At 71.6% G+C, this 24393-nt stretch carries 18 protein-coding genes and 1 pseudogene; 10 read left to right on the forward strand and 9 right to left on the reverse strand.

Going from position 1 to position 24393, the window contains the following annotated elements; translation table 11 throughout:
• The 3 genes and pseudogenes from AB0M80_RS07535 to AB0M80_RS07545 form a co-directional block, all read right to left on the reverse strand.
• A pseudogene (locus AB0M80_RS07535) lies at positions 1-362 on the reverse strand (hypothetical protein); the annotation flags it as partial.
• Entirely contained in the window at positions 362-1129 is a 768-nt protein-coding gene (locus AB0M80_RS07540; protein WP_364560243.1) for an ABC transporter permease, read from the reverse strand. The gene AB0M80_RS07540 and the pseudogene AB0M80_RS07535, both read right to left, overlap by 1 nt.
• Positions 1126-2037: an ATP-binding cassette domain-containing protein gene (locus tag AB0M80_RS07545; protein ID WP_364560246.1), complete on the reverse strand. Its 912-nt coding sequence runs from the start codon at positions 2035-2037 to the stop codon at positions 1126-1128. The genes AB0M80_RS07540 and AB0M80_RS07545 overlap by 4 nt, the downstream gene beginning before the upstream one ends.
• A 502-nt stretch (positions 2038-2539) precedes the next feature.
• Between AB0M80_RS07545 and AB0M80_RS07550 the strand changes: the two genes are divergently transcribed.
• Both AB0M80_RS07550 and AB0M80_RS07555 read left to right on the forward strand, forming a co-directional pair.
• Positions 2540-3268, forward strand: a complete 729-nt coding sequence (locus tag AB0M80_RS07550) for an SGNH/GDSL hydrolase family protein (protein WP_364560249.1) — start codon at positions 2540-2542, stop codon at positions 3266-3268.
• Between the two features lie 12 nt (positions 3269-3280).
• Entirely contained in the window at positions 3281-4192 is a 912-nt protein-coding gene (locus AB0M80_RS07555; protein WP_364560251.1) for a PHB depolymerase family esterase, read from the forward strand.
• A 46-nt stretch (positions 4193-4238) separates the two neighbouring features.
• Here AB0M80_RS07555 and AB0M80_RS07560 read toward each other — a convergent pair whose 3' ends face one another.
• Genes AB0M80_RS07560 through AB0M80_RS07580 form a run of 5 tightly spaced genes read right to left on the reverse strand, consistent with a single transcriptional unit; the run spans position 4239 to position 9742 of the window.
• Positions 4239-6362 (reverse strand): esterase, encoded by a 2124-nt coding sequence (locus AB0M80_RS07560; protein ID WP_364560254.1) that lies wholly within the window; start codon positions 6360-6362, stop codon positions 4239-4241.
• Complete coding sequence (locus AB0M80_RS07565; RefSeq protein ID WP_364560257.1) at positions 6359-7465, reverse strand: alpha/beta hydrolase; 1107 nt, start codon at positions 7463-7465, stop codon at positions 6359-6361. Before AB0M80_RS07565 ends, AB0M80_RS07560 begins: the two co-directional genes overlap by 4 nt.
• A gap of 20 nt (positions 7466-7485) precedes the next feature.
• Positions 7486-8475, reverse strand: coding sequence for a transporter (locus AB0M80_RS07570; RefSeq protein WP_364560260.1), 990 nt, complete (start codon positions 8473-8475; stop codon positions 7486-7488).
• On the reverse strand, positions 8472-9353 hold the full coding sequence (locus AB0M80_RS07575; RefSeq protein WP_364560263.1) for an ABC transporter ATP-binding protein: 882 nt from the start codon (positions 9351-9353) through the stop codon (positions 8472-8474). The genes AB0M80_RS07570 and AB0M80_RS07575 overlap by 4 nt, the downstream gene beginning before the upstream one ends.
• The gene (locus tag AB0M80_RS07580) at positions 9350-9742 is read right to left on the reverse strand and encodes a GntR family transcriptional regulator (RefSeq protein WP_364560265.1); all 393 of its coding nucleotides are present in this window, start codon (positions 9740-9742) and stop codon (positions 9350-9352) included. The genes AB0M80_RS07575 and AB0M80_RS07580 overlap by 4 nt, the downstream gene beginning before the upstream one ends.
• 176 nt (positions 9743-9918) lie before the next feature.
• On the opposite strand from AB0M80_RS07580, the gene AB0M80_RS07585 reads away from it, so the two are divergent.
• On the forward strand, positions 9919-11442 hold the full coding sequence (locus AB0M80_RS07585) for an alpha/beta hydrolase (protein WP_364560268.1): 1524 nt from the start codon (positions 9919-9921) through the stop codon (positions 11440-11442).
• Here the strand turns inward: AB0M80_RS07585 and AB0M80_RS07590 are convergent.
• A complete protein-coding gene (locus tag AB0M80_RS07590) occupies positions 11403-12767 on the reverse strand; it encodes an NAD(P)/FAD-dependent oxidoreductase (protein WP_364560271.1) in 1365 nt (454 codons plus the stop codon). The genes AB0M80_RS07585 and AB0M80_RS07590 overlap by 40 nt on opposite strands.
• A gap of 94 nt (positions 12768-12861) precedes the next feature.
• Between AB0M80_RS07590 and AB0M80_RS07595 the strand changes: the two genes are divergently transcribed.
• The 7 genes from AB0M80_RS07595 to AB0M80_RS07625 all read left to right on the forward strand — a co-directional run bounded on the left by AB0M80_RS07595 (position 12862) and on the right by AB0M80_RS07625 (position 24325).
• Complete coding sequence (locus AB0M80_RS07595; RefSeq protein ID WP_364560274.1) at positions 12862-13764, forward strand: class I SAM-dependent methyltransferase; 903 nt, start codon at positions 12862-12864, stop codon at positions 13762-13764.
• Positions 13765-13901: 137 nt separating this feature from the next.
• The gene (locus AB0M80_RS07600; protein WP_364560277.1) at positions 13902-14606 is read left to right on the forward strand and encodes a hypothetical protein; all 705 of its coding nucleotides are present in this window, start codon (positions 13902-13904) and stop codon (positions 14604-14606) included.
• Between the two features lie 204 nt (positions 14607-14810).
• A complete protein-coding gene (locus AB0M80_RS07605) occupies positions 14811-16391 on the forward strand; it encodes a DNA polymerase Y family protein (RefSeq protein ID WP_364560280.1) in 1581 nt (526 codons plus the stop codon).
• Between the two features lie 166 nt (positions 16392-16557).
• On the forward strand, positions 16558-18861 hold the full coding sequence (locus AB0M80_RS07610) for an Orn/Lys/Arg decarboxylase N-terminal domain-containing protein (protein ID WP_364560283.1): 2304 nt from the start codon (positions 16558-16560) through the stop codon (positions 18859-18861).
• A gap of 90 nt (positions 18862-18951) precedes the next feature.
• Positions 18952-19755, forward strand: coding sequence for an alpha/beta hydrolase (locus AB0M80_RS07615; RefSeq protein ID WP_364560286.1), 804 nt, complete (start codon positions 18952-18954; stop codon positions 19753-19755).
• A gap of 145 nt (positions 19756-19900) precedes the next feature.
• Complete coding sequence (locus tag AB0M80_RS07620) at positions 19901-23227, forward strand: error-prone DNA polymerase (protein ID WP_364560289.1); 3327 nt, start codon at positions 19901-19903, stop codon at positions 23225-23227.
• Positions 23228-23326: 99 nt separating this feature from the next.
• Entirely contained in the window at positions 23327-24325 is a 999-nt protein-coding gene (locus tag AB0M80_RS07625) for a transposase (protein WP_364560292.1), read from the forward strand.
• Positions 24326-24393: the final 68 nt, after the last annotated feature.

Genomic DNA, 24393 nt, shown 5'->3' on the forward strand with positions numbered 1-24393 from the left:
CCGCCCGGCGCGCCCGGGGGGTTTGCGTTGGTGGTGGGGAGCCCGTCGGGCGGTACCGATCCGGTCGTGCCGGTGGTGCCGCCTGGCGCGCCTGGCGGGTTTGCGTTGGTGGTGGGGAGCCCGTCGGGCGGTACCGATCCGGTCGTGCCGGTGGTGCCGCCTGGCGCGCCCGGCAGCCCGCCCGGCGGGACCACGCTGATCCTCGCCGTGCCGCCCACGGCGAGCGCGACCATCGCCGCCGTCAGGGGGCCCAGCCCGGCGAAGCGGCCGGCGTCGAGGAGCAGCAGGGCCGCCAGGCTGACGGCCGCCATTGCGCACAGCGCGGCCGCCGCCGCGGTCAGGCCACGGCAGAGCTCCCGCATCAGACGTCCCGGCGCCGGAACACCACGAACGCGACCGCCAGCAAGGCGGCCACCCCGGCGCACAACCCGGCCAGGTTCAGCCACGGGTGCGGGAAGTCCGGGTCGGGGACCGTCTTGAAGACCGCGGACGCCCCGAGCGTCGGCCAGTAGGCGAAGAGCCCGCGCAGCCACGCCGGGAAGGCGGCCGCGAGGCCCGGGACCAGGAGGACGATCCCGACCAGGGTGGCGAGCGCGCCTGCCGTGGCCCGCGTGAGCGTGCCGAGCCCGACCGCGAGCAGCGCGATGACCGCGAGGTAGAGCCCTCCGGCCGTCACGGCGGACAGCACGCCGGGATCGCCGAACCGCGCATGGGGTACGTCCTGGCCGGCGAGCACGGCTTGGCCGAGGAAGAAGGTGGCGAACATCAGCACCTGGCCCGCCACCACGGCGACGCCGACGGCCACGACCACCTTGGCCGCCAGCAGCCGGTGCCGGCGGGGCGTGGCGAGCACGGACGTCTGCATCAGCCCGGTCGCGTGCTCGGCGGTGACGACCAGGATGCCCAGCACCCCGATGATCAGCTGCGCGACGACGTGCGACTTCAGGCTGCGGTCGGTGGGGTCCCAGGCCTGCGGGTCCTCGGCGTACGCCTTTCCGGCGGCGTTCATGGTGAGGGCCGTGACGCCGAGCCCGACCGCGAAGAGGCCCGCCAGGGTGAACCAGGTCGAGCGCAGGCTGCGGAGCTTGATCCACTCCGCGTGCACCGAGCGGGTGAAGGGCACGCTCATGCGAGGGCCCCCTCGTACTCGACGCTGTCCTTGGTCAGTTCCATGAAGGCGTCCTCCAGCGAGACGCGCTGCGGGGTGAGCTCGCTGAGCGCGACGCCGTGGTAGGCGGCGAGCTTGCCGATCTCCCCGCTCGTCAGGCCGGACACCACGAGCGACGCCTCGACGCCCTCCCGCACGGTCGCCCCGGCGGTGGCGAGAAGGCGCGCGAAGCCCGCGTCGGGCGTGCGGACGAGCACGGTGCCCTCGCCGCCGGCGCGCACGAGCTCGCCGACGCCGGTGTCGGCGATGAGCCGGCCGCGGCCGATGACGACCAGGTGGTCGGCGGTCTGCGCCATCTCGCTCATGAGGTGGCTGGACACCAGCACCGCCCGGCCCTCGCGGGCGAGGGACCGCATGAAGTCCCGGATCCAGCGGATCCCCTCGGGGTCGAGCCCGTTCACCGGTTCGTCGAAGATCAGCACCCGGGGATCGCCGAGCAGGGCCGCCGCGATGCCGAGGCGCTGTCGCATCCCGAGCGAGAACCCGCCGGCCCGCTTGCCGGCCACGCCTTCGAGGCCGGTGCGGGCGAGCACCTCGCCGACCCGGCGCCGCGGGAGGCCGTTGCTCACCGCGAGCGCCAGCAGGTGGTCGTAGGCCTTCCGGCCGCCGTGGACGGCGCCCGCGTCGAGCAGCGCACCCACCTCGGTGAGCGGGACGGGGAGGTCGCGGTAACGGCGGCCGCCGACGGTGACCGAACCGCGGGTCGGCGCGGCCAGCCCCACGATCATCTTCATGGTGGTGGACTTGCCGGCGCCGTTCGGGCCGAGGAAGCCGGTCACCTGCCCGGGTTCGACGGTGAACGACAGGTCGTCCACCACGGTGTCGGGCCCGTACCGCTTGGTGAGGCCCTGGATCTCGATGGTCGTCATGCGGCGAGCGTGCCGCGCCCGCCTGGCCGGTTCCGGGGAGTTCTGGGAAAACCCGGTGAATCCGGCGGCCACGGGCCCGCGCGGGCCGGTGCTTCCCCGGAAATCGTGGCCTACGGCCGGTCGAGCAGTTCCCGGGCCGGGACACCCACGTCGATGTGATTGTCCACATAGGAGCGTCGAACGTCGCCGCGCGTGATGGGTTCGTCATCGACCGTTGTCATCGGCCGATGCGGGGTTTAAGCTGTCGCCAACAAACGAATGTTATCGCTAACAGAATCACGAAAGTTTCGGGAATTCGTCGAATTCCGGATCCGATGGCGAAAGTTTCGGTCGCCACCGGCGCACTTCTCCCTGCCCCCAGGAGGTTCTGTGAAAACCCGGATCCGGCTGGAGCGCCGAAGAAAGAACAACCCGTTCGAAGCCGGCACCGCGCGGAAGCAGAGCCCTGGCGGCTCGGCCTGCTCACCCCCATCGAACTCGAACTGCTGAGAAGAGGACGGCGATGAAGAGGTTCCTGGCTGCCGCGGCGGCCCTGGCGATCGCGTTCACCGGAATACCCGGTGCCGCCCACGCGGAGTCGAACGGCGGCGTGCGGATCATGCCGCTGGGCGATTCGATCACCTTCGGCACGGGCGTGCCCGGCGGGTACCGGATCGGCCTGTGGCAACGCCTGGCCGCGGGCCGCTACACCAACGACTTCGTCGGCTCGCAGTTCAACGGGCCCGGCAGTCTCTGGGACCACGACCACGAAGGGCACCCCGGCTGGCGCATCGACCAGATCGACGCGAACGCCACCGGCTGGATGCGGACGTACAACCCGCGCTCGGTGCTGCTGCACATCGGCACCAACGACGTGCTGCAGAACTACAACGTCGCGGGCGCGCCGGGCCGGCTGTCCACGCTGCTCGACCACCTCACCGCGGCGGCTCCCAACGCTGATGTCTTCGTCGCGAAGCTCATCCCGATCGGGTGGGCGAGCGGGGACGCCGCCGTGCGGACGTTCAACAACGCGCTGCCGGGGATCGTGCAGAGCAAGGTCAACGCCGGCAAACGCGTGCACCTGGTGGACATGCACAGCGCGGTGAGCCCCGCCGATCTCCCCGACGGCGTCCACCCGAACGCCGGTGGGTACGACAAGATGGCGGCCGTCTGGTACAGCGCCCTGCGGTCGGTCCCGGGGAGTATCGGAAACCCCCGCGCCGCCGTGCTTCAGTCCTCCGGTGCGGCGTAAAGGGGATACGCGATGAAACGCATGCTCGGTGTCCTCCTGGCCCTGGTCATCACGGCCGCCGGCCTGGCCTCCCCCGCCCAGGCGGCCTCGCTGACCAGGGTGACCGGATTCGGCAACAACCCGACCAATCTGAACATGTACGTCTACGTGCCGGACCGGGTCGCGGCCAAGCCGGCCATGCTGGTGCTGGTGCACTACTGCGGCGGCTCGGCGAGCTCGATCTTCGGCTGGAACGGCAAGGACTACGTCACCGCCGCCGACCGGTACGGGTACGTCATCGTGCTGCCGGAAGCGACCCGCAGCGAGAAGTGCTTCGACGTCTCGACGCCGAACGCCCTGCGGCGGGGCGGCGGCGGGGACTCGACCGGGATCATGTCCATGGTCGCCTACGCCAAGTCCCGCTACAACGTCGATCCGGCGCGGGTCGTCGTCAGCGGGTTCTCGTCCGGGGCGATGATGACGAACGTGCTGGCCGCCCAGTACCCGGACGTGTTCGCGGCGGCCTCGGCGTTCTCCGGCGTGCCCGCCGGGTGCTTCGCGACCACGAACGGCTCGCTGTGGAACAGCACGTGTTCCGGTGGGAAGTCGATCAAGACCGCGCAGCAGTGGGGCGACCTGGCCCGGTCGATGTACCCGGGCTACACCGGCCGCTACCCGCGGATGCAGCTGTGGCACGGCACCACCGACACCACGCTGGCGTACCCGAACTTCGGTGAAGAGATCAAGCAGTGGACCAACCTGAACGGCTTGAGCCAGACACCGGCGTTCACCGACCACCCCCAGTCGTCGTGGACGCGCACCCGGTACGGCAACACCGGTACCCAGGCCACGGTGGAGGGCGTCAGCATCGCCGGGGTCGGGCACTCCCTGCCGATGACCGGCCAGCTGGCGTACGCGATCTCGTTCCTCGGCCTCGACCACTGACGGCGGCGGGAAGCGGCACCCCCAGTGCCGCTTCCCGCCGTTCCTTTCACCGGCAGAAGGAAACTTCCGGGAAACCCGGGTGGTCGAGCACCGGCCGCGCCTCGCCCCGCAGGTGCTGGTCGAAGAACGCGTTCACGTACGTCCGGGTGATCTCCTGGGCCCGCAACGCGGTGCCCGTCGCGCCGGTGTCGACACCCAGCTGGTCGCCGACCAGGCCCACGTCGGTGAAGGAGGCGTGCTGCGTGCCCGCCACCTCGACCCAGCGCTTCCACCCGGTCATCTGCGCCCAGTCCCGTTCCCAGGACACGTTCCCCGGCGCGCACTTCGGCACCTGCTCGTGGTTGACGAACATGAACGGACGAGCCAGGCCGGGTGCGGTGAGCGGAACCTCCGTCCCCCCGTCGATGTCGATCCCGGCCTTGATCCGCGGGTCGGCGACCATCGCGGGGATGGTGCTCGCGCCGCCGATGGAGTGCCCGGCCATGCCGATCCGGGCCGCGTCGAGCAGCGGCGCCCACTTCGAGTGGGTCAGCGAGTCCAGCACGAACGACACGTCGGCGGCCCGGCCGAGTTCGAGCTTCTGCCAGAACGCGCTCTGGTGCGGGACTTCGCAGGACGCGCACCCGGCGAAGTGCCCGTCCGGGAAGCTCTGGCCGGCGTTTTCGTAGGTGTGGCCGATCACCGCCACGGCGTATCCGTGGCTCGCCAGGTCCTCGGCCAACGCGGAGAGCGTGGCGCGGGGCTTGGTGTAGCCCGGCGACAGCACGACCAGCGGCAGCCCGTGCCCGGCAGGCCGGGCGTCGGCCACCGAGTTGGTCACCATCGTGGTGAGCAGGTCCGGCGGCACGTTCAGGCCGCTGCCGTCGAGCAGCGCCGCCGACTCCGCCGGCGTCAGGTACCGCGTCTTCGGCCCGTTCGCCGAGGCTGCGGGGTAGAAGAGGGAAACCATCAGCTCGCGGTAGGGGACCGACGGCACCCACGGGTCAGGCCGCGAAGTGTCCTTCAGGTACACCGCTGTGCTGCCCACCGGCCGGTTCCCGGTCGGCGCGGGCAGGTAAGGCGTCGACGTCATGGCGAAGCTGACCTCCGGGTACTGCGAAGACGGCTGGTCCAGCAGCGGCTGCGGCTTGCCGCGCAGGTGCTGGTCGAAGAACGCCCGGACGTAGGCCGCGGTGATCGCCTGGCCGCGCGCCGCCGGGGTGGTCGCGCCGAAGTCGAGGCCGAGCTGTTCGCCGACCAGGCCGATGTCGGTGAACGACGGGTGTTGCACGCCGGCCACGGTGAGCCAGCGCTTCCAGCCCTTCAGCTGAGCCCAGTCCTGTTGCCAGGTGGCGGCTTCGTCGCCGGTGCCGGGGGTGTACGTGTTCGCCCGGCCGAGGAACAGGAACGGCCGGTCGAGGCCGGGTGCGAGCAGCGGGTCGTCCGTGGTGCCGTCGATGTCGATCCCGGCCTTGATCCGGGGGTCGGCGACCATCGCCGGGATCGTGCTCGCGCCGCCGACGGAGTGCCCGGCCATGCCGATCCGGGCCGCGTCGAGCAGCGGCGCCCACTTCGAGTGCGTCAGCGAGTCCAGCACGAACGACACGTCCTTCGCCCGGCCGCGCTCCAGTTTCTGCCAGAACTCGATGCTGTAGTTCCCGCAGGCCGCGCAGCCGGTGACCCGCCCGTCGGGGAACGTGGTGGCCACGTTCTCGTAGGTGTGGTCGACCAGGACGACCAGGTAGCCGTGGCTCGCCAGGTCTTCGGACAGCGAGGTCAGCTCGGCGCGGGGCCGCTTGAAGCCGGGGGACAGGACGACGACGGGCAGGCCGTGCCCGGCCGGCCGCGCGTCGACGACGGCGTCGGTGCGGACGGTGGTCATCACCGACGGCGGGATGCCCTCGATGCCGGCTTCGTCGAAGACGGCTTTCGCCTCCGCCTCCGACATGAACTGCTTCTTCGGTCCCGGCGACGGAAGCGCCGGGTAGAAGAGGGAGACCATCAGTTCGCGGTAGGGCACCGACGGCACCCACGGGTCGGGCCGCGAAGTGTCCGTGAGGTGCAGGGCGGTCGTGCCGACGGGCCGGTCGCCGGTCGGTTTCGCCAGCGTGAGGGCCGGGTCCGCCGAAGCGGACGGCGTGGTCAACCCGAGGGTGAGTGCGGTGATGACCACGATGCTCTTGATTTTCATCCGATGAAGGTCACTTCCGGGTAAGCGGGCGAGGGCGCGGCCAGCAGCGGCTGCGGCCGGCAGCGCAGGTGCTGGTCGAAGAAAGCGCTTACGTAGGTCCGCGTGACGGCCAGCGCGCGGTACGGGTCGATCGAATCGCCGAGGTCGACGCCCAGCTGGTCGGCGAGCACGCCGAGGTCGGTGAACGACTGGTGCACTGTGCCTGACACCATCAGCCAGCGCTTCCAGCCGGTGAGGTGCGTCCAGTCCGTTTCCCAGTCGTCGTACGGGCCCGGCGCGCCCGGCGTGTAGTCGTCCATGCTGCCCAGGAACATGAAGGGCCGCGAGAGCCCCGACGCCGGGATCGGGACGTGGACACTGCCGTCCAGGTCGGCCCCGGCGCGGATGCGCGGGTCGGCCAGCATCGCCTGGGTGGTGATCGCGCCGCCCGCCGAGTGGCCGGTCATGCCGATGCGCTGCGGGTCGATCAGCGCACCCCACTTCGAAGACAGCAGGGAATCGAGCACGAACGACGTGTCCTTGGTGCGGACCTGCGCGAACTTCTCCCAGAAGCCGGGCTGGTCGTCGACTTCGCAGGCGGCGCAGCCGGTGACGTGACCGTCGGGGAAGGTCGTGGCGCGGTTTTCGTAGGTGTGGTCCATCGCCGCGACGACGTAACCGCGGCTGGCGAGGTCCTCGGCCAGCGCGGTGAGCGTCGCCCGGGGCTGCGTCCAGCCGGGGGACAGCACGACCAGGGGCAGGCTGTGCCGCCGCCCGGCCGGCTTCGCGTCGACGACGGCGTTCGTCCGGACGGTGCTGAAGACGTCCAGCGCCAGGCCCGGGATGTTCTGGCGCTCGAGGTTGCGTTCCGATTCGAGCGGGGTCATGTACTGCTTCTTCGGCCCGTTCGCCGAGGTCGCCGGATAGAAGACGGAGACCATCAGCTCGCGGTAGGGCACCGACGGCACCCATGGATCGGGCCGCGAAGTGTCCTTGAGGGACAGTGAAGTGACGCCGACGGGCTGGTGCCCGGTCGGGCGGGGCAGGTACGGCGTCGTGGCCGCCGAGGCGGGCGACGCGGCCAATGTGAGTGACAAGGCGGTGGCTACCGCGAGAGTGCGCATGATTCCCCCAGTCGGAATCGTCAGGACAGGTGGCGGAGACGGCGGAAGCAGAGCCAGGTGAGCAGGGCCGTCACGGCGAGGTAGAGCGCCAGTTCGAGCCACTGCAGCGGCCAGAACCGGGAGCCCGGCTGGAAGGTCAGGCGCTGCTGGTAGCCGTGGGCGCCCAGCTGCGCCATGCAGGCTTCGAGGCTGCCGCGCGGCGGCGGGCCCGTGTCGTGGCCCGGCCGCGGAACGCAGTTCTGCACGAAGTCCGGCAACGAGGAGACCACCTTCCCGGCCGGGTCCACGGTTTCGTTCGCCAGTTCCCAGGCGCCGGGCGGCTTCCGCACGCCGATCTCCAGGATGTCGCCGGTCTCGTCGCCGGTGATGTTCGTGATGTTCTCCCCGGTGATCGCGACCGTCTGCGTCTGCGGCGGCAGCAGGTACGGGCGCACGAACGCCGGGACCAGGAGCAGCACGGCGGCGAGCGTGACGAGCGTGACGGCCATGGCGGCCACGGTCCGCTTCAGCAGCATCCCGACCGCGACGCCGAGGACGAGCGCGAAGGCCGCGTAGCCGATCGGGACGATCCCGCGCGCGCTGAACACCACCGGCGCGATGCGGGCCATCATCCCGCGGTCGGTCTGGACGGCGGAGAGCGCGTCGATCGGGCTCGCCCACCACGTCACCGCCACGCTCAGCAGCCCGCCCGCCACCATCGCGGCGAGGAGCCCGAACCCGAGCTTGGTGGTGAGCCACCGCTTGCGCGTGACGGTCTGGTTCCACACCAGGCTGTGCGTGCCGCTCTCCAGCTCGCGGGTGATCATCGGGACGCCCCAGAAGACACCGATCACCGCGGGCAGCAGGTACAGCGCGAGGACGGTCCCGCCGAAGAGGGTGTCCTGGTCGGAGAAGTTCGTGCGCCCGACCAGGTCCGGCCCGGTGATCGCGAGCACGACGGCGATCGCGATCAGGGCGGCGAACACCGACAACGAGGGAATGCGGAACTGGCGCCAGGTCAGCCAGGTCATCGGAGAACCTCCAGGGCGGGGCGGGCGGCGGTGGGGTTGCTCATGTACTCGAGGACGAGGTCCTCCAAGCCGAGCCGCGCGACCGTCCACGCGGGATCGAGGATGGGGGCCTCGGTGCGGACGAGGACGGTGGTCTGGCGGTCGGTGTGCTTCGCCGAGACGACGTGCTGGTCGGCCGGCAGCGTGTCGATGTCGCGGCGCGGCCCGGAAAGCCGGTGGTGCGTGGCGAGCAGCAGCTCCACCTCGCCGATCACCCGGACCTGGGAGTCCACCAGCACGACGAGGTGGTCGCAGACCCGCTCGAGGTCGTTGACCAGGTGCGAGGACATCACGACGGACAGCCCGTGCTCGGCGACGGCTTCCATGAGGTCCTGCAGGAACTCCCGGCGCGCCAACGGGTCCAGCGCCGCGACCGGCTCGTCGAGCAGCAGCAGTTCGGGGCGCTTGGCGATGCCGATCGTCAGCGCCAGCTGGGCGCGCTGGCCGCCGGAGAGCTTGCCGGCTTGCTGCTTCGGGTCCAGCCCGAGCCGTTCGACGCGCTTTTCGGCGAGCGAGGCGTCCCAGCCCGGGTTGAGGTGGGCGCCGAACCGCAGGTGCTCTTCGATGGTCAGTCCACTGTAGACCGGAGTGTTCTGGGCGACGTAGCCGACCTTCGCCAGCTGCTCCGGGCCGCTGCCCGGTACCCCGCCGCACACCTCGATCGTGCCGGTCGTCGGCTCCAGCATGCCGGCCGCGATGTTCAGCAGCGTCGACTTGCCGGCGCCGTTGGGGCCGACGAGCCCGGTCACGTGGCCGGCTTCGATCTCGAGCGTGCAGCCGGTCAGTGCCTGCTTGCGCTTGTACTTCTTGCCCAGTCCCTGGGCGCGCAGGACGGTCACGCTATTTCCTCTCTGGCGGAGTCGCGAAACGTGGACATCAACAGGGCCTCGATGCTCTCCTCGTCGAGACCGGCCTTGCGGGCCTTGCCCAGCCAGCGGCGCAGGTCCTGCCGCAACGGCCCGAGCACGGCGAACGAGGCGCCGTTCAAGGTCGCCGTCACGAACGTGCCGACGCCGGGCCGGGCCGAGACCAGGCCGTCGTGCTCCAGCTCGCGGTAGGCCTTCAGCACGGTGTTCGGGTTGATCGCGAGGGTCGCGACCACGTCCTTGACCTTCGGGAGCTGGTCTCCCTCGGTGAGCAGGCCGAGGCGCAGCGCGTGCCGCACCTGCTGGACCAGCTGCTGGTACGGCGACAGGCCGGACCTCGCGTCCAGGTGGAACTCGATCATCGGCAACTCCATTTATCTAGTTACCTAGCACTATAGCTAAGTAGCACCAGTAGGGCCAGCGATCTTTTCCGGGCCGCGGAGCCAACCTCTTCGCCGGTGCGGCGTCTGTGGAGGCAGAAGTGATCGTTTCCTCTCCGAAGGGACTTTTCGTGCGCCGATTTTCTGGGGGAGGCATCGTGCGCGGCGTGGTCGTCGCGCTCGGTGTCTCGATGGCCGTCTGGGCGGGCCCGGCGGTGGCGTCCGCGGCACCGGTGTCCGTCGACAAGGTGCCGACGCCGCAACTGAGCTGGACGGACTGCGCGGACGGGTTCCAGTGCGCCAAGGCGGCCGTGCCGCTGGACTACGACCGGCCGTCCGGCGCGAAGATCGACCTCGCGCTCATCAAGCTGCCCGCCACCGATCCCACGCACCGGATCGGCACGCTGTTCGTCAACTTCGGCGGCCCCGGCGCGTCCGGCCTGCAGCGGCTGCGGGAGCGCGGGAAGTGGCCGTGGCTGTTCTCCGACGAGCTGCGCGCGCGGTTCGACCTGGTCTCGTGGGATCCGCGCGGCATCGCCAACAGCACGGCGGTCCGGTGCTTCGACTCCCTGGAAGAGCAGCAGGCCTTCTTCGGGTCGTTCCCGGAGATGCCGGGCGACGCGAGCGGCAACGCGGCCTTCTACGCCAAGTCGAAGGAACTGGCCGACCGCTGCTCGGCGAAGGCGGGCCCGATCCTGGAGCACGTCTCGACGGCCAACACGGCCCGCGACCTGGAGATGCTGCGCCGCGCGGTCGGCGACCCGAAGCTGACCTACCACGGCATTTCCTACGGCACCCAGCTCGGGGCGACCTACGCGAACCTGTTCCCGAACCGGATCCGGGCGATGGTGTTCGACGGCACCATGGACTTCGCCGGGAACTCCACCGGCCAGAACGGCAACGGCAAGAGCGTGCCGCTGGACACCCGGCAGGACGTGGCGACCGGTATCGCGCAGACCTTCGACCAGTTCCTGCGGCTGTGCACGGAAGCCGGGCCGAAGTGCGCGTTCTCTTCGGGCGACCCGAAGGCGAAGTGGGCGGCGCTCACGGCGCGCGCCAAGCAGGCCCCGATCGTCAGCGACGGCGAGACGTGGACCTACTCGGGCATCATCAACGCGGCGGCCGACCTGTCCGACTCACGGGGCTGGGCGGACATCGCCACGCTGCTGCAGCGCCTGTACGACGCGCCTCCCGCGGCGGGGCTGCGTACGGCCGCGGTGGCCGGTGAGCAGTACACCTCGAACCGCACCGAGGCGTTCAACGCCATCCAGTGCTCCGACAGCGACGTGCCCACCGACCCGGCGGTCTACAGCCGGTACGCCGAGTCGGAGGACCAGCGTGTCCCGTACTTCGGGCGGATCGCCGTGCTGGACATGATGAGCTGCGCGTTCTGGAAGGCGCAGGACACCGACCGCTACACGGGCCCGTGGAACCGCCCGACGTCGGCGGAGATCCTCGTGCTGAACAACCGCTACGACCCGTCCACCCCGCTGCACGGCGCTCGGGACGGCGCCGCGGAACTGGCGCGGGCGCGGGTGTTCGTGACCGAGGGCTACGGGCACTCGTCGATGTACGTGCCGAGCACGTGCACCGAGAAGGTCAAGCGGGACTACCTGATCTCGGGGACCTTCCCGGCCGCGGGTCAGACCTGCGGCATCGACGCCAGTCCCTTCGCGGGCTGATCGCCGGGGCGGGCCTCACCGGCGACGGTGAGGCCCGCCGCCACGAAGGCGTCCCGCGGGTGCTGCACCGAGGCCAGGCTGAGGATGTCGCGGCCGAACAGCGCCTGCGTCAGCCACACCGCGAGCACGCGGACCTTGCGTTCCCAGGTGGGCACGGCCAGCACGTGGTAGCCGCGGTGCATGAGCCACGCCGGGAATCCCTTGATGACGAGCCGCCGGTACTGGAAGATCCCGCGGCCCAGGCCGAGGGTCGCGATGGCGCCCAGGCTGTGGTGGACGTACGGCCTCGGTTCCCGGCCGCGCAGGGTCGCGATGATGTTGCGCGCCAGGAGCTTTCCCTGCCGGTAGGCGTGCTGGGCGTTGGGCACGGTGCGCGCGCCCGGTACCGGCGAGGCGAGGTCGGGCACCGCGGCGTCGTCCCCGGCCGCCCAGGCGCCGGCCACGCCCTCGACCCGCAGATCCGGCCGCACGACGAGGTAGCCGCGCTCGTCGACCGGGAGGTCGGTGTGCCGCCCGACGACCGGGTTGGCGCCGTTGCCCGCGGTCCAGACGATCAGCTCCGAGTCGAACTCTTCGCCGGTCGAGAGCGTGACGTGGCCGTTCTTCGCCGACGTCACCAGGGTGTTCAGGTGGACGTGGCCGCCCCGCCGTTCCAGCTCCCGCACGACCCAGCGGCCCGGCCGGTCGGTGACCTCGGGCAGGATGCGGCCCGACGCTTCGACGAGGTGGAAGCGCAGTTCGTCGCGGTGCAGTTCCGGGTAGCGCTTGAGCAGCGCGGTCGCGAGCGACAGCAGCTCGCCGAAGCCCTCGACGCCCGAGAACCCGCCGCCGACGAAGGTGACCGTGAGCAGCTTCCGGCGCTGCGGGCCGGCCGGCAACGCGGCGGCGCGGTCGAAGGCGGTGAGCAGCCGGTCCCGGATCGCGACGGCCTCTTCGACGTGCTTGAGGCCGATGGCCTGGTCGGCGATGCCCGGCACGGGCAGCGTCCGGGTGACCGCGCCGGCGGTGACGACGATCTGGTCGTAGCTTCTTTCGAAAGCTTCCCCGTCGGCCGGCTGCACGGTGACGACGTGGTGGCCGTGATCGATGGCGGTCACCTTCCCGGCGACGACCCGGGTGCGGCGCAGGTGCCGCCGCAGCGACACGGCGGCGTGCCGCGCCTCGACGGAGCCGGCCACGACCTCGGGCAGGAACGGCTGGTAGGTCAGGTAGGGCCGCGGGTCGACGAGGGTGACTTCGGCTTCCCCGCGACGCAGCTTCTGCTCGAGCTTCCAGGCGGCGTAGAAACCGGCGTAACCACCGCCGACGATCAGGATCCGGCGCATTTCGTCCTCTTTTCTCGCTCACCTCTTGGACGAGGTGGTGGACGGGGGTGTGACCGCGACGCGCGTCACAGCGGATGCGGCAGAATCGGCGGGGATGACTTCCCGCAGGCATGACGGCGACACCTGGGACCTCGCGTCCGGTGTCGGCGCGACCGCCACGATGGCCGCGGCGGCCCGGGCGATCGCGACCCGCACCGATCCTTCGCTCATCGACGACCCCTTCGCCGAACCGCTCGTCCGGGCGGTCGGCGTGGACCTCCTCACCCGGTTGGCGAGCGGCGAAGTGCCGCCCGGCGAGCTGGTCGAGCAGGTGTGGATCGACGTGGCCAAGGTGCGGACCAGGTTCTACGACGAGTTCTTCCTCGAAGCGGGCGCCACGCAGATCGTGATCTTGGCCTCGGGGCTGGATTCCCGCGCGTACCGGCTGCCCTGGCCGGCCGGGACCGTGGTGTACGAGGTCGACCAGCCGCCGGTCCTCGAGTTCAAGACCCGCGCGCTGGCCGAGCTGGGCGCCGAACCCACCGCCGACCGGCGGGTGGTCGCGGCCGATCTGCGCGGCGATTGGCCCGGCGCGCTGCGTGCCGCCGGCTTCGACCCGGCGCGGCCGACCGCGTGGAGCGTCGAAGGCCTGCTGGGCTACCTGCCGCCCGAGGCGCAGGACCGCCTGCTGGACACGGTCACCGAACTCAGCGCACCGGGCAGCCGGGTGGCCACCGAGAGCCGGCCCAACCCGCGGTCGGGCGACGAGGACCAGACGAAGGAAGGCCTGAACCGCATCTCCGGACGCTGGCGTGCGCACAGCTTCGACACCGACATGACGAAGCTGCGCTATTTCGGCGAGCGCCACGAAGCGGCTCCCTACCTGGCCGGCCGCGGCTGGATGCTGACCGGGAGCACCGTCCGGGACCTGCTCGCCGCCCACGACCTCGCGCCCCTGGCGGACGACGATCTCCGCACGGGTGACGTCCGCTACGTCAGCGGCGTCCTCTCCCCCTGACGTCCCGCCCGGCTTGACAGCGGGGCGGACCGTCTCGCAGTATGCGAACAAGTGTTCGATGATTGTTCTGGGTTCGCCTGTGGGTTCCTCACGCGGGTGTCTCCGGTGCGAGTACGTGGTGCTGGAGGTGAGCGGTGGTGGCGGTGCCGGAGGCGCTGGCCGGGCTCACGGCGATCCCGGGCGTCCGCACGGCCGCGCAGCTGCGTGAGCCGAGCCCGGACGCGGGGCCCGGTGAGCTGCTGACGGTGCTGCCCGAGCTGGCGCGGCTGCTGCCCGGCGGCGGGTTGCGGCGCGGCAGCACGGTGGCGGTGCGCGGAGCGACGTCGCTGGTGCTGGCCCTCCTCGCGGCGGCGACCAGCGACGGTTCCTGGGCGGCGGTGACGGGTCTGCCGGAGCTGGGCCTGGCCGCGGCGGCGGAACTCGGCGTCGACCTGGAGCGGATCGCGCTGGTGCCGCACCCGGGCGCGGAGCTGGTGGCGGTGGTGTCGGCGCTGGTGGACGGGTTCGACCTGGTGGTGATGGGGTCGGCCGTGGTGGGCGGTGTGCAGCCGCAGACGGCCCGCAGGCTGGCGGGGCGGGTCCGCAACCGGGGAGCGGTCCTGCTGACCGCGGGACCTTGGCCGGGGGCGGACCTGGAGCTGAGGGTGTCGGGCCGCCGCTGGCACGGCCTCACCCAGGACGGGTACGGCCACTTGAGAGCCCGCGACGTGGTGGCGACGAGCCAGGGCCGCGGCGCGGCGGCGCGGCCGTTGTCGGTGGGACTGCAGCTGCCGGGTCCGGAGGGAGTCGTCGCGGGAGGCGAACCCCCGGAGCGGCGGCGGCTGGTCGAGGTGGCCGGGTGAGCGTGGCGGCGGGGCTGTCGGGGCTGGGGCGAGCGGTTTCGTGCGGCGGTCGGTGGGGGCTGGTTCGGGCGGTTTCGCGCGGCGACCGGCTGGGGCTGGGTCAGGTGGTTTCGCGCCACGACCGGCCGGGGCTGTCCGCATCGACCGCCACGCTGTCCGGCCGAGGTGGTGCTCCCCGGCTCGGCAACCAGCCTGGGGCGGGGGATGAGTGACGCGCCACGGTTGCTGGTGCTGTGGTGTCCGGACTGGCCGGTCGTCGCCGCCGGAGCCGCGGCCGGTACGCCGCCCACTTCGCCCGCCGCCGTTTTCTCCGGCAACCGCGTCGTGGCCTGCTCCGCTTCTGCGCGGAACAGCGGCGTCGGGCGGGGGATGCGCCGCCGGGACGCTCAGTCCCGCTGCCCGGAACTCGTGGTGCACCAGCACGATCCCGATCGCGATGCCCGGCTGTTCGAACCCGTCGCCGCCGCGGTCGAAGCGCAGGCCGTCGGTGTCGAAGTCGTGCGGCCGGGGCTCGTCGCGGTGCCCGTCGACGGCGCCGCCGGGTACTTCGGCGGGGAAGCCGCCCTCGCCGAACTGCTCATCGACGAAGCCGCCGCCCGGGCCGGGGTCGAGTGCCAGGTCGGGATCGCCGACGGGCTGTTCGCCGCGACCCTCGCCGCCCGTCGCGCCACCCTCGTCCCGCGCGGCCGGACGACGACGTTCCTCGCCCCGCTCCCGATCACCGAGCTGAACCAGCCGGGTGACGACCGCGGCGAGCTCGTGGACCTGCTCAAGCGGCTCGGCTTGCGCACCCTCGGCGCGTTCGCCGCGCTGGCCGAACGCGACGTCGCCGGCCGCTTCCCCAAAGACGCCATCACCGCCCACCGCCTCGCCCGCGGCCTCTCCGAACGCCCGCCCCTGCGCCGCGCCCTCCCGCCGGACCTCGCGGTCACCGAGGAGTTCGACCACCCGCTCAGCAGAATCGACGAAGCCGCCTTCGTCGCGAAGACCCTCGGCGAACGCTTCTTCGCCGGGCTCGCGAACCACGGTCTCGCCTGCACCCGCTTGGCCATCGTCGCCGTCACCGAAGCCGGCGAAGAACGCGTACGCGTCTGGCGCTGCGCCGAACCCCTCACCGCCCGCTCCACGGCGGACCGCGTGCGGTGGCAGTGCGAAGGCTGGCTCACCACCCGGGACCGGCCCACCGCGGGCATCGTCCGGCTGCGCCTCGACCCCGAAGAGGTCGTCGGCGGCCAAGCGCTGCAGCTGCAGCTCGGCTCGGTGGGCCGGGCCGCCGACGCCGCCGAACGCGCCGCCCGCGCCCTGGTGCGGATCCAGGGCCTGCTGGGCCCGGACGCGGTCGTCACACCGCTGCTCGACGGCGGCCGCGGCCCGGCCGAACGCGTCCGCCTCATCCCGTGGGGCGAGCCGCGCCGCCCCCTCGCCGCGGACCGGCCGTGGCCGGGCCGGCTGCCCGCGCCCTCGCCGACGGTCGTGCCGCCGCGGCCGGTGCCGGCCGAGGTGCTCGACGCGATCGGCGACGTCGTCCGCTGCACGGGGCGGGGCGAACTCGGCTACCCGCCATCGACGGTCGCTGTCGACGGCGGGCCGCCGCGCCGCGTTCTCGGCTCGGCCGGCCCGTGGGTCGTGCACCCGGCCATCCCCGGCCGCCGGGGCGAGCGGCCCCTCGCGCGGATCCAGGTGGTGCTGGAAGGCGACACCGCGGAAGACGGCGACCTCGCGCTGCTGCTCAAAGCTTCGGTGGGAAACGATCCACAGTGGACGGTGGAGGGGTGCTACGACTAGGGTCGGGCAAATCAAACCGAAGGTGTGAGAGTGCGTCACCGACAGGTGCCATTTCGCCGGTGAACTCCCCGAAAGAGCAAGGAAATATCAGCTTCCGATCGATCGACGGGGCACTGGAAGGGCGGCTATAACCGGAAGGGGTTCCCGTGTCCGGAAAGGAAACGACGTGGCCGGTTCGACCGTTCTGCTGGCGTTGAACGACATTCCGCCGGGTTCGGTGCTCGATGCCCAGCTGGCGCGGATCTGCGAGCACCTCGCCGAAGACGGCCACGACGTCGTGCGTGCCGGCACCGATGATGACGCTCTCGCACTCGTGCAGAGCCGGGCAGATCTCACCGCCGCGCTCGTGAGCTGGGACTTCGGTGACAGCGAAGCGCCCGCCGAAGCCGTGCTGAAAGCGCTGGTGGGCCGGTTCACCCGGCTTCCGGTTTTCCTGGTGACCACCTCGACGTCGGTGGACGATCTGCCGCTGTGGGTTTCGGAAGTGATCTGCGGGTACGTGTGGCTGCTGGAGGACACGCCCGGGTTCATCGCCGGCCGGATCGGGGTGGCCGCCCGCCGGTACCGGGACGACATCCTGCCGCCCTTCTTCCGGGAACTCCGGCGGTTCGACGACACCCACGAATACTCCTGGCACACCCCGGCCCACGCGGGCGGGGTGGCCTTCCTGAAGTCGCCGGTCGGGCGGGCGCTGTTCGACTACTACGGCGAACGGCTGTTCCGCACCGACCTCTCGATTTCGGTGGGGGAGCTGGGCTCGCTGTTCGAGCACACCGGGCCGATCGGCGACGCCGAACGCAACGCCGCCCGCGTCTTCGGGGCCGACCTGACGTACTTCGTGCTGCACGGCGATTCCACCGGTGACCGCATCGCCCTGCACGCCAGCATCGCCACCGACGAGCTGGTGCTCGTCGACCGCAACTGCCACAAGGCGATCTACCACGGGCTGACGCTGACCGGCGGCCGTCCCGTCTACCTCGTCCCCACGCGCAACGGCTACGGGCTGATGGGCCCGATCCCGCCCGCCGCGCTGAATCGCGAAGCGATCGGCGATCTCGTGCCGCGCAGCCCGCTCGCGTCCGGGGCCGCCGCGCCCGATCCGGTGTACGCCGTCATCACCAACTCGACCTACGACGGCCTGTGCTACGACGCGGTCCGCGTCGCCGAGCTGCTCGGGGCCAGCGTGCCGCGGCTGCACCTGGACGAGGCCTGGTTCGCCTACGCCCGGTTCCACCCGCTCTACGCCCGCCGGTACGGCATGGCCGTGGACGGCGACGCGGTGCCCGACGCCGTCCGGCCCACCGTGCTCAGCACCCAGTCCACCCACAAGCTGCTCGCCGCGATGTCCCAGAGCGCGATGCTGCACGTCAAGAACTCGCCCCGCTCGCCGGTCGACCACCGGCAGTTCAACGAGACGTTCATGATGCACGCCACCACGTCGCCGCTGTACCCGATGATCGCCGGGCTCGACGTCGCCGCCGGCATGATGGACGGGCCGGGCGGCCGGTGGCTGGTCGAGGAGGCCATCACCGAGGCCATCCGGTTCCGGCAGGCGGTGGCCCGCATCGGCCGCCGCATCGCCGCCGCCGGCGACCGGCCCGCCTGGTTCTTCGGCACGTGGCAGCCGGACGAGGTCGGCGATCCGCGCACCGGGCAGCGCTACCCGTTCGCGGACGCCCCGCTGGACCTGCTGCGCAGCGAACCCGCCTGCTGGAGCCTCGAACCCGGCGCGGCCTGGCACGGCTTCCCCGGCCTGGAAGCGGACTACTGCCTGCTGGACCCGGTGAAGGTCAGCGTCACCTGCCCGGGCACCGACGCCACGGGCACCCCGGCGGAGCAGGGCATCCCGGCGAGGATCCTCACCGCCTACCTCGAGACCCGGCGCATCGTCGTCGAGAAGACCGACGCGTACACCTGCTTGATCCTCTTCTCCATGGGCATCACCAAGGGCAAGTGGGGCACCCTCGTCGACGGTCTCCTCGACTTCAAGACGCTCTACGACACGGGCGCGCGCCTCGCCGACGTCCTGCCCGCCCTGACCGGGGCGTACCCCGCCCGCTACGGCGGCCTCACCCTGCGGGACCTGTGCGACCAGATGCACGCCCACCTGGGCAAGAGCGACCTGATCCCGCTGCTCGACGCGGCCTTCACCCACCCGCCGCGCCCCGAGCTCACCCCGGCGCAGACGTACCAGCGCCTGCTGCGCGGCGGCACCGAGCCGGTCCGCCTCGCCGAGCTCGCCGACCGCACGGTGGCCACCCAGGTCGTCACCACCCCACCGGGCATCCCGGTCCTCATGCCGGGCGAGAACGCCGGCGGCCACGACGAGCCCACGCTGTGCTACTTGCGGGCACTGGAGGACTTCGACCGGCACTTCCCGGGATTCCCCAGCGAAACCCACGGCGTCTCGAGGAACACCGGCGGCGACTACTGGATCACCTGCCTGGTGTCGTCTCAAAGCCGGCCCTGATGCGCGGCGCAACCAGTTGCGAGAGCCCTTGGCGGTGAGGCGTCCGCGCGGTGTCAGGGCCGTGTCAGGCGGGGCGGCGACAGTCACCGCATGACCAAGAACAGCGCTTCCCCGACCACCGCCCACTGGACCGGCATGGTGCCGGTGGACGACACGGCCCTGGCCGTCACCGACACCGGCGGTCCCGGTCTCCCCGTCGTCTACCTCAACGGCCAGTTCGCCACCCAGGGCTACTGGCGCCGCGTGCTCGCCGAGCTCGGCCCGGAGTTCCGGCACATCACCTTCGACGAGCGGGCGCGCGGCAAGTCGCGGCGGTCGGCCGACTACTCCTTCGAGGCCGCCGTCCGCGACGTCGACGCCGTGCTCGCGGCCCGGGGCGTGGAGCGGGCGCTGGTGGTGGGCTGGTCCTACGGGGCGGTCGTCGCGGCGCACTGGGCCGACCGGAACCCGCACCGCGCCATCGGCGCGGTCCTGGTCGACGGCGCCTACCCGCACGACTGGCTCGACGACGCCATGGAGCAGCGGATCCGGAAGCTGTTCAAGCGGATGAGCTGGTTCCTGCCGCTGCTGCGCCCGACCGGGCTGGCCCCGCGGATGACCGCCGCGCAGCAGGCCGAAAGCAACATCGAACTCGGCCGGCTCTCCCGCGAGCGGGAGCTGGGGCCGGTGCTGGACGGCATCACGGTCCCGGTGCGGTACGTGGTCGCGTCGGGGACGTCCTTCGGCAGCAAGGGCGACGAGCAGGAACGGATCCGCACCGCCCTCGACGCGGTGGTGGCCCGGAAGGCGAACACCACCAGCGAGAAGGTCGGCAGCAACCACGGTGCCATCCTGCGCAAGGACTTCCGCGTCATCGCCGGCGCCGTCCGCGGTCTCGCCGCCGACGACCACTGAGCACCGTCGTGTGACGGAGGCGACTGGCGGACGGTCCACAGTTGACACCGGAAGCGCGCCGTCGCAGGATCGAACCGCAGTATTCGTCCGTGTGTTCGAACAGTAGTCGCTGGCTTCCCCACAGCGAAATCGGTGGGAGCTGGCGTTGGCGTTCAACAATCCGAGCGTGCCGTGGTCCGAAGTGGAGCGGATCGCTTCCGGGCGTGCGCCCGTTCCCGGCGACGGCAACGACGCTCCGGCGTGGTCGCGCAAGCGCGAAGGCTATGCCGGGGCACCCGAAGACCTGCGGCACCGGCGAGGGTGGGACGACGGCGGGGACCGGATCCGCGCCCCCTACGCCGAGCTGCACGTCCACTCGAACTTCAGCTTCCTCGACGGTGCCTCCCATCCCGAGGCCCTGGTCGAGGAGGCCGCGCGGCTCGAACTCGACGCGCTCGTCCTCACCGACCACGACGGCATGTACGGCGCCGTGCGGTTCAACGACGCCGCACGGGAACTCGGCGTGCGGGTCGGGTTCGGGGCCGAGCTCTCCCTCGGGCTGCCCTCTCCGCAGGCCGGCGTGCCCGATCCGGCCGGTTCGCACCTGCTGGTGATCGCCCGGCAGCAGAGCGGTTACCACCGGCTGTGCCGCGTCATCTCCCGCGCCCAGCTCGCCGGCGGGGAGAAGGGGCGGCCCGTCTACGACTTCGACGAGCTGGCCGACGAGCTCGCCGGGCACGTCGTCGTGCTCACCGGCTGCCGCAAGGGCGCCGTCCGCCGGGCGCTGGCCGGACGCGGGCCCGCCGCCGCGCACGCCGAACTGGCCCGGCTCGTGGACCGGTTCGGGCGGTCGCACGTCGCCGTGGAGCTGATCGACCACCGGCAGCCACGGGACGACGCGGCCAACGACCTCCTCGCCGCGATGGCCGAGGAACTCCGCCTGCCGACGGTCGTGTCCAACAACGTGCACTACGCCCGCCCGGAGGACGCCGTCGTGGCGGACGTGGTCGCCGCGGTCCGGGCCCGCCGGCCGGCCGAGGACCTCGACGGGTGGCGGCCGCCGTCGGGGCAGGCGTTCCTGCGGTCGGGGATGGAGCAGCGGCGCCGGTTCGAGCGCCGCTACCCGGGCGCGGTCGGCCGGGCCGCGGTGCTGGGGGTCGAGGTGGCGTTCGACCTGAACCTCGTCGCGCCGGACCTGCCGCCGTTCCCCGTCCCCGACGGCCACGACGAGATGTCGTTCCTGACCGAGCTGACCCGGCGCGGCGCGGCGAAGCGCTACGGGCCGCGGGAGGAGAACCCGAAGGCCTACGCCCAGCTCGACCACGAACTCGGCGTCATCGAAAAGCTCGGCTTCCCCGGCTACTTCCTCGTCGTCTGGGACATCGTCCGGTTCTGCCGGGAGGCGAACATCCTCTGCCAGGGCCGCGGCTCGGCCGCGAATTCGGCGGTCTGCTACGCGCTGGAAATCTGCCACGCCGACCCGGTCAAGTGGAACCTGCTGTTCGAGCGGTTCCTCGCGCCGGAACGGGACGGGCCGCCGGACATCGACGTCGACATCGAGTCCGGCCGCCGCGAGGAAGCCATCCAGTACGTCTACGCCAAGCACGGCCGGTTCCACGCCGCCCAGGTGGCCAACGTCATCACCTACCGGGCGCCCTCGGCCATCCGCGACGCCGCGAAGGCGCTCGGCCACAGTCCCGGGCAGCAGGACGCCTACGGCAAGCTCGTCGATCGCTGGGGCGGGGTCGCCGCCACGAAACAGCAGGCGGCCGGGGCCATCCCGGACGACGTCCTCGACCTGGCGGCGCGGATCGAGGACTTCCCGCGCCACCTCGGCATCCACTCCGGCGGCATGGTGATCTCGAAGCAGCCGGTGTCCGAAGTGGTCCCGGTCGAGTGGGCCACCATGAAGGACCGCAGCATCCTGCAGTGGGACAAGGACGACTGCGCCGCCGTCGGGCTGGTCAAGTTCGACCTGCTCGGCCTGGGCATGCTCTCGGCCCTGCACCACATGATCGACCTCGTCGCCGCGCACCACGGGTCCACAGTGGACATCGGAAAGCTCGACCTCGCCGATCCGGAGGTCTACGACATGCTCTGCGAAGCCGACGCCGTCGGGGTCTTCCAGGTCGAAAGCCGCGCTCAGCTGGCCACGCTGCCGCGGTTGCGGCCGCGCGAGTTCTACGACCTCGTCGTCGAAGTGGCGCTGATCCGGCCCGGCCCGATCCAGGGCGGCTCGGTGCACCCCTACATCCGGCGCCGCCGCGGTGACGAGGAATGGGAGCACGCGCACCCGCTGCTGGCGCCGGCCCTGGACCGGACGCTCGGGGTGCCGCTGTTCCAGGAGCAGGTGATGCAGATGGCGGTCGACGTCGCGAGCTTCACCCCGGCCGAGGCCGACCGGCTGCGCCGCGCCATGGGTGCCAAGCGGTCCAGCGCGAAGATGAAAGCCTTGATGGCCCGCTTCTTCGCCGGCTGCGCGGCGAACGGCCTCGACCGCGAGCTCGCCACCCGGATCTTCGAGCAGATCCACGCCTTTTCCGGCTACGGCTTCCCCGAAGCGCACTCGATGTCGTTCGCACTGCTGGTCTACGCGAGCGCGTGGTTCAAGTGCCACTACCCGGCCGCGTTCTGCGCCGGGCTGCTGCGCGCCCAGCCGATGGGCTTCTACAGCCCGCAGTCCCTGGTCGCCGACGCCCGCCGCCACGGGGTCCACATCCGCGAACCCGACATCAACGCCGGTCTCGCCCACGCCACCCTCGAGCCCGACGCCGGCAGCACCGGCGGCGTCGCGCTCCGGCTCGGTCTCGCCGGGGTCCGCCACCTCGGCGAGGACACCGCCGAGGAGATCGTCGCCGAACGCGACGCCCACGGCCCGTACCGGAGCATCGGCGACCTGACCCGCCGGGTGCGGCTGAAGAAGAACGCCGTCGAAGCACTGGCCACGGCCGGGGCGTTCAGCGGCTTCGGCGGCGACCGGCGCCAGGACCTGTGGGCCGCCGGCGCCGCCGCGGCGACCCGGCCCGGCCACCTGCCCGGCCTCGCCCCGGGACTCGACGCCCCGGCGCTGCCCGGGATGACGCGGCTGGAGGTGACGGCGGCGGACCTGTGGGCCACGAGCGTCTCCCCGGACAGCCACCCGGTGGAGTACCTGCGCGAGCTCCTCGACGAGCGCGGCGCGATCACCACCGCCGCCCTCGCGCGGACGGCGGACGGGACGCGGGTGTGGGTCGGCGGCGCGGTCACCCACCGGCAGCGTCCCGCGACCGCCGGCGGGATCACCTTCCTCAACCTCGAAGACGAGACCGGCATGGCGAACGTCCTCGTCTCGCCCGGCCTCTGGCGCCGGCAGCGGCTCGTCGCCCGCACCAGCGCCGCCCTGCTCGTCCGCGGCCTGGTGCAGGCGGGCGAGGGCGTCGTCACGCTCGTCGCCGACCGGCTCGAACGCCTCGACCTGGCCACGCCCACGGGCCCGTCCCGGGACTTCCGCTGATGCGGATTGGTTCCCGGACTGGGGTAGGGTCCCAAAATCGATGGCACGTTCCCAGAGACCTTGGCACTGGGATGGCACTGATGTCATGACAATGGGGATTTGATCATTCCTTGGTGCTGCTGGGCCGTTCGCGAGCGGGCCGCGCACGTGCGCGAAGTGCTCACGGGCTACCGCGCGGGGCCGCAGTACGCGCCGAATCTTTCCCCGACCTCCCGTTACAAGGCGAAAGCCGTCGAGCTGGGTGTTGGTGTGCGTACGCTGCAGAGGTGGGTCGCGGACTTCCGGCAGAACGGAGAAGCCGGGCTGGCGCCCAAACGCGATCGCGCCGCAAGTCGGCCGTTGGGTCGCGTCGACCAGCGGTGGGTGGACGTCGCCCTCGAGGTGATGGTGATCGACCGGACCAACGCCCGAGTAGTCGTGCGGTTCGGCGAGGGCGTGGTGAAGACACCGAGCAGGACCACCGCCTTTCGGGTACTGGAGGAGCTGGAGCGGCGGCATCCGACGTTCCGGTTGAGCGCCAAGCGGAACCGCGACATCGCGGACCGTTCGGACGGGGTGTACGGGAAGCCGCGGCCGACGCGGCCTGGCGAGTACGTCCTGATGGACTCGACACGGCTGGCCGTGTTCGCGCTGGACCCGGTGACGTTGCGGTGGATCAACTGCGAGCTCACGGTGGCGATGGACTGGTACACCCGCTGCGTCACCGGGATCCGGCTCACGCCGGTGTCGACGAAGGCCGTCGACGCCGCAACGCGCCCCGCGGTTCGGCGGCCGGGTGCGTCGGGTCCGGCGATGGTGCCGGAAACGATCGTGGTCGATCACGGCAAGGTGTTCGTCTCCGAGCACCTGACCAGCGTGTGCGCGCGGATGGGGATCTCGATCCAGCCCGCGCGGCTGCGCACCGGGCGGGACAAAGGCCGGTGGAGCGGTTCTTCCGCACCGTGCGCGAGGACCTGCTGCAGGCGCTGCCCGGCTACAAGGGGCCGGACGTGCACGCGTGCGGGATCAACCCGGAAAACGACGCGTGCTTCTTCCTCGACGAACTGGAAGCGATTCATCCGCGAGTGGGTCGCGGTGGTCTTTACCGACCGCAGATAGACCCGTACGTGCCGTCCGTTCTGCGTGGATCCAGGAACGTTCCGTGGTTGTTTACCGACCAGGTTCGG

This window comes from Amycolatopsis sp. NPDC051045, assembly GCF_040682955.1.
GTDB lineage: Bacteria > Actinomycetota > Actinomycetes > Mycobacteriales > Pseudonocardiaceae > Amycolatopsis.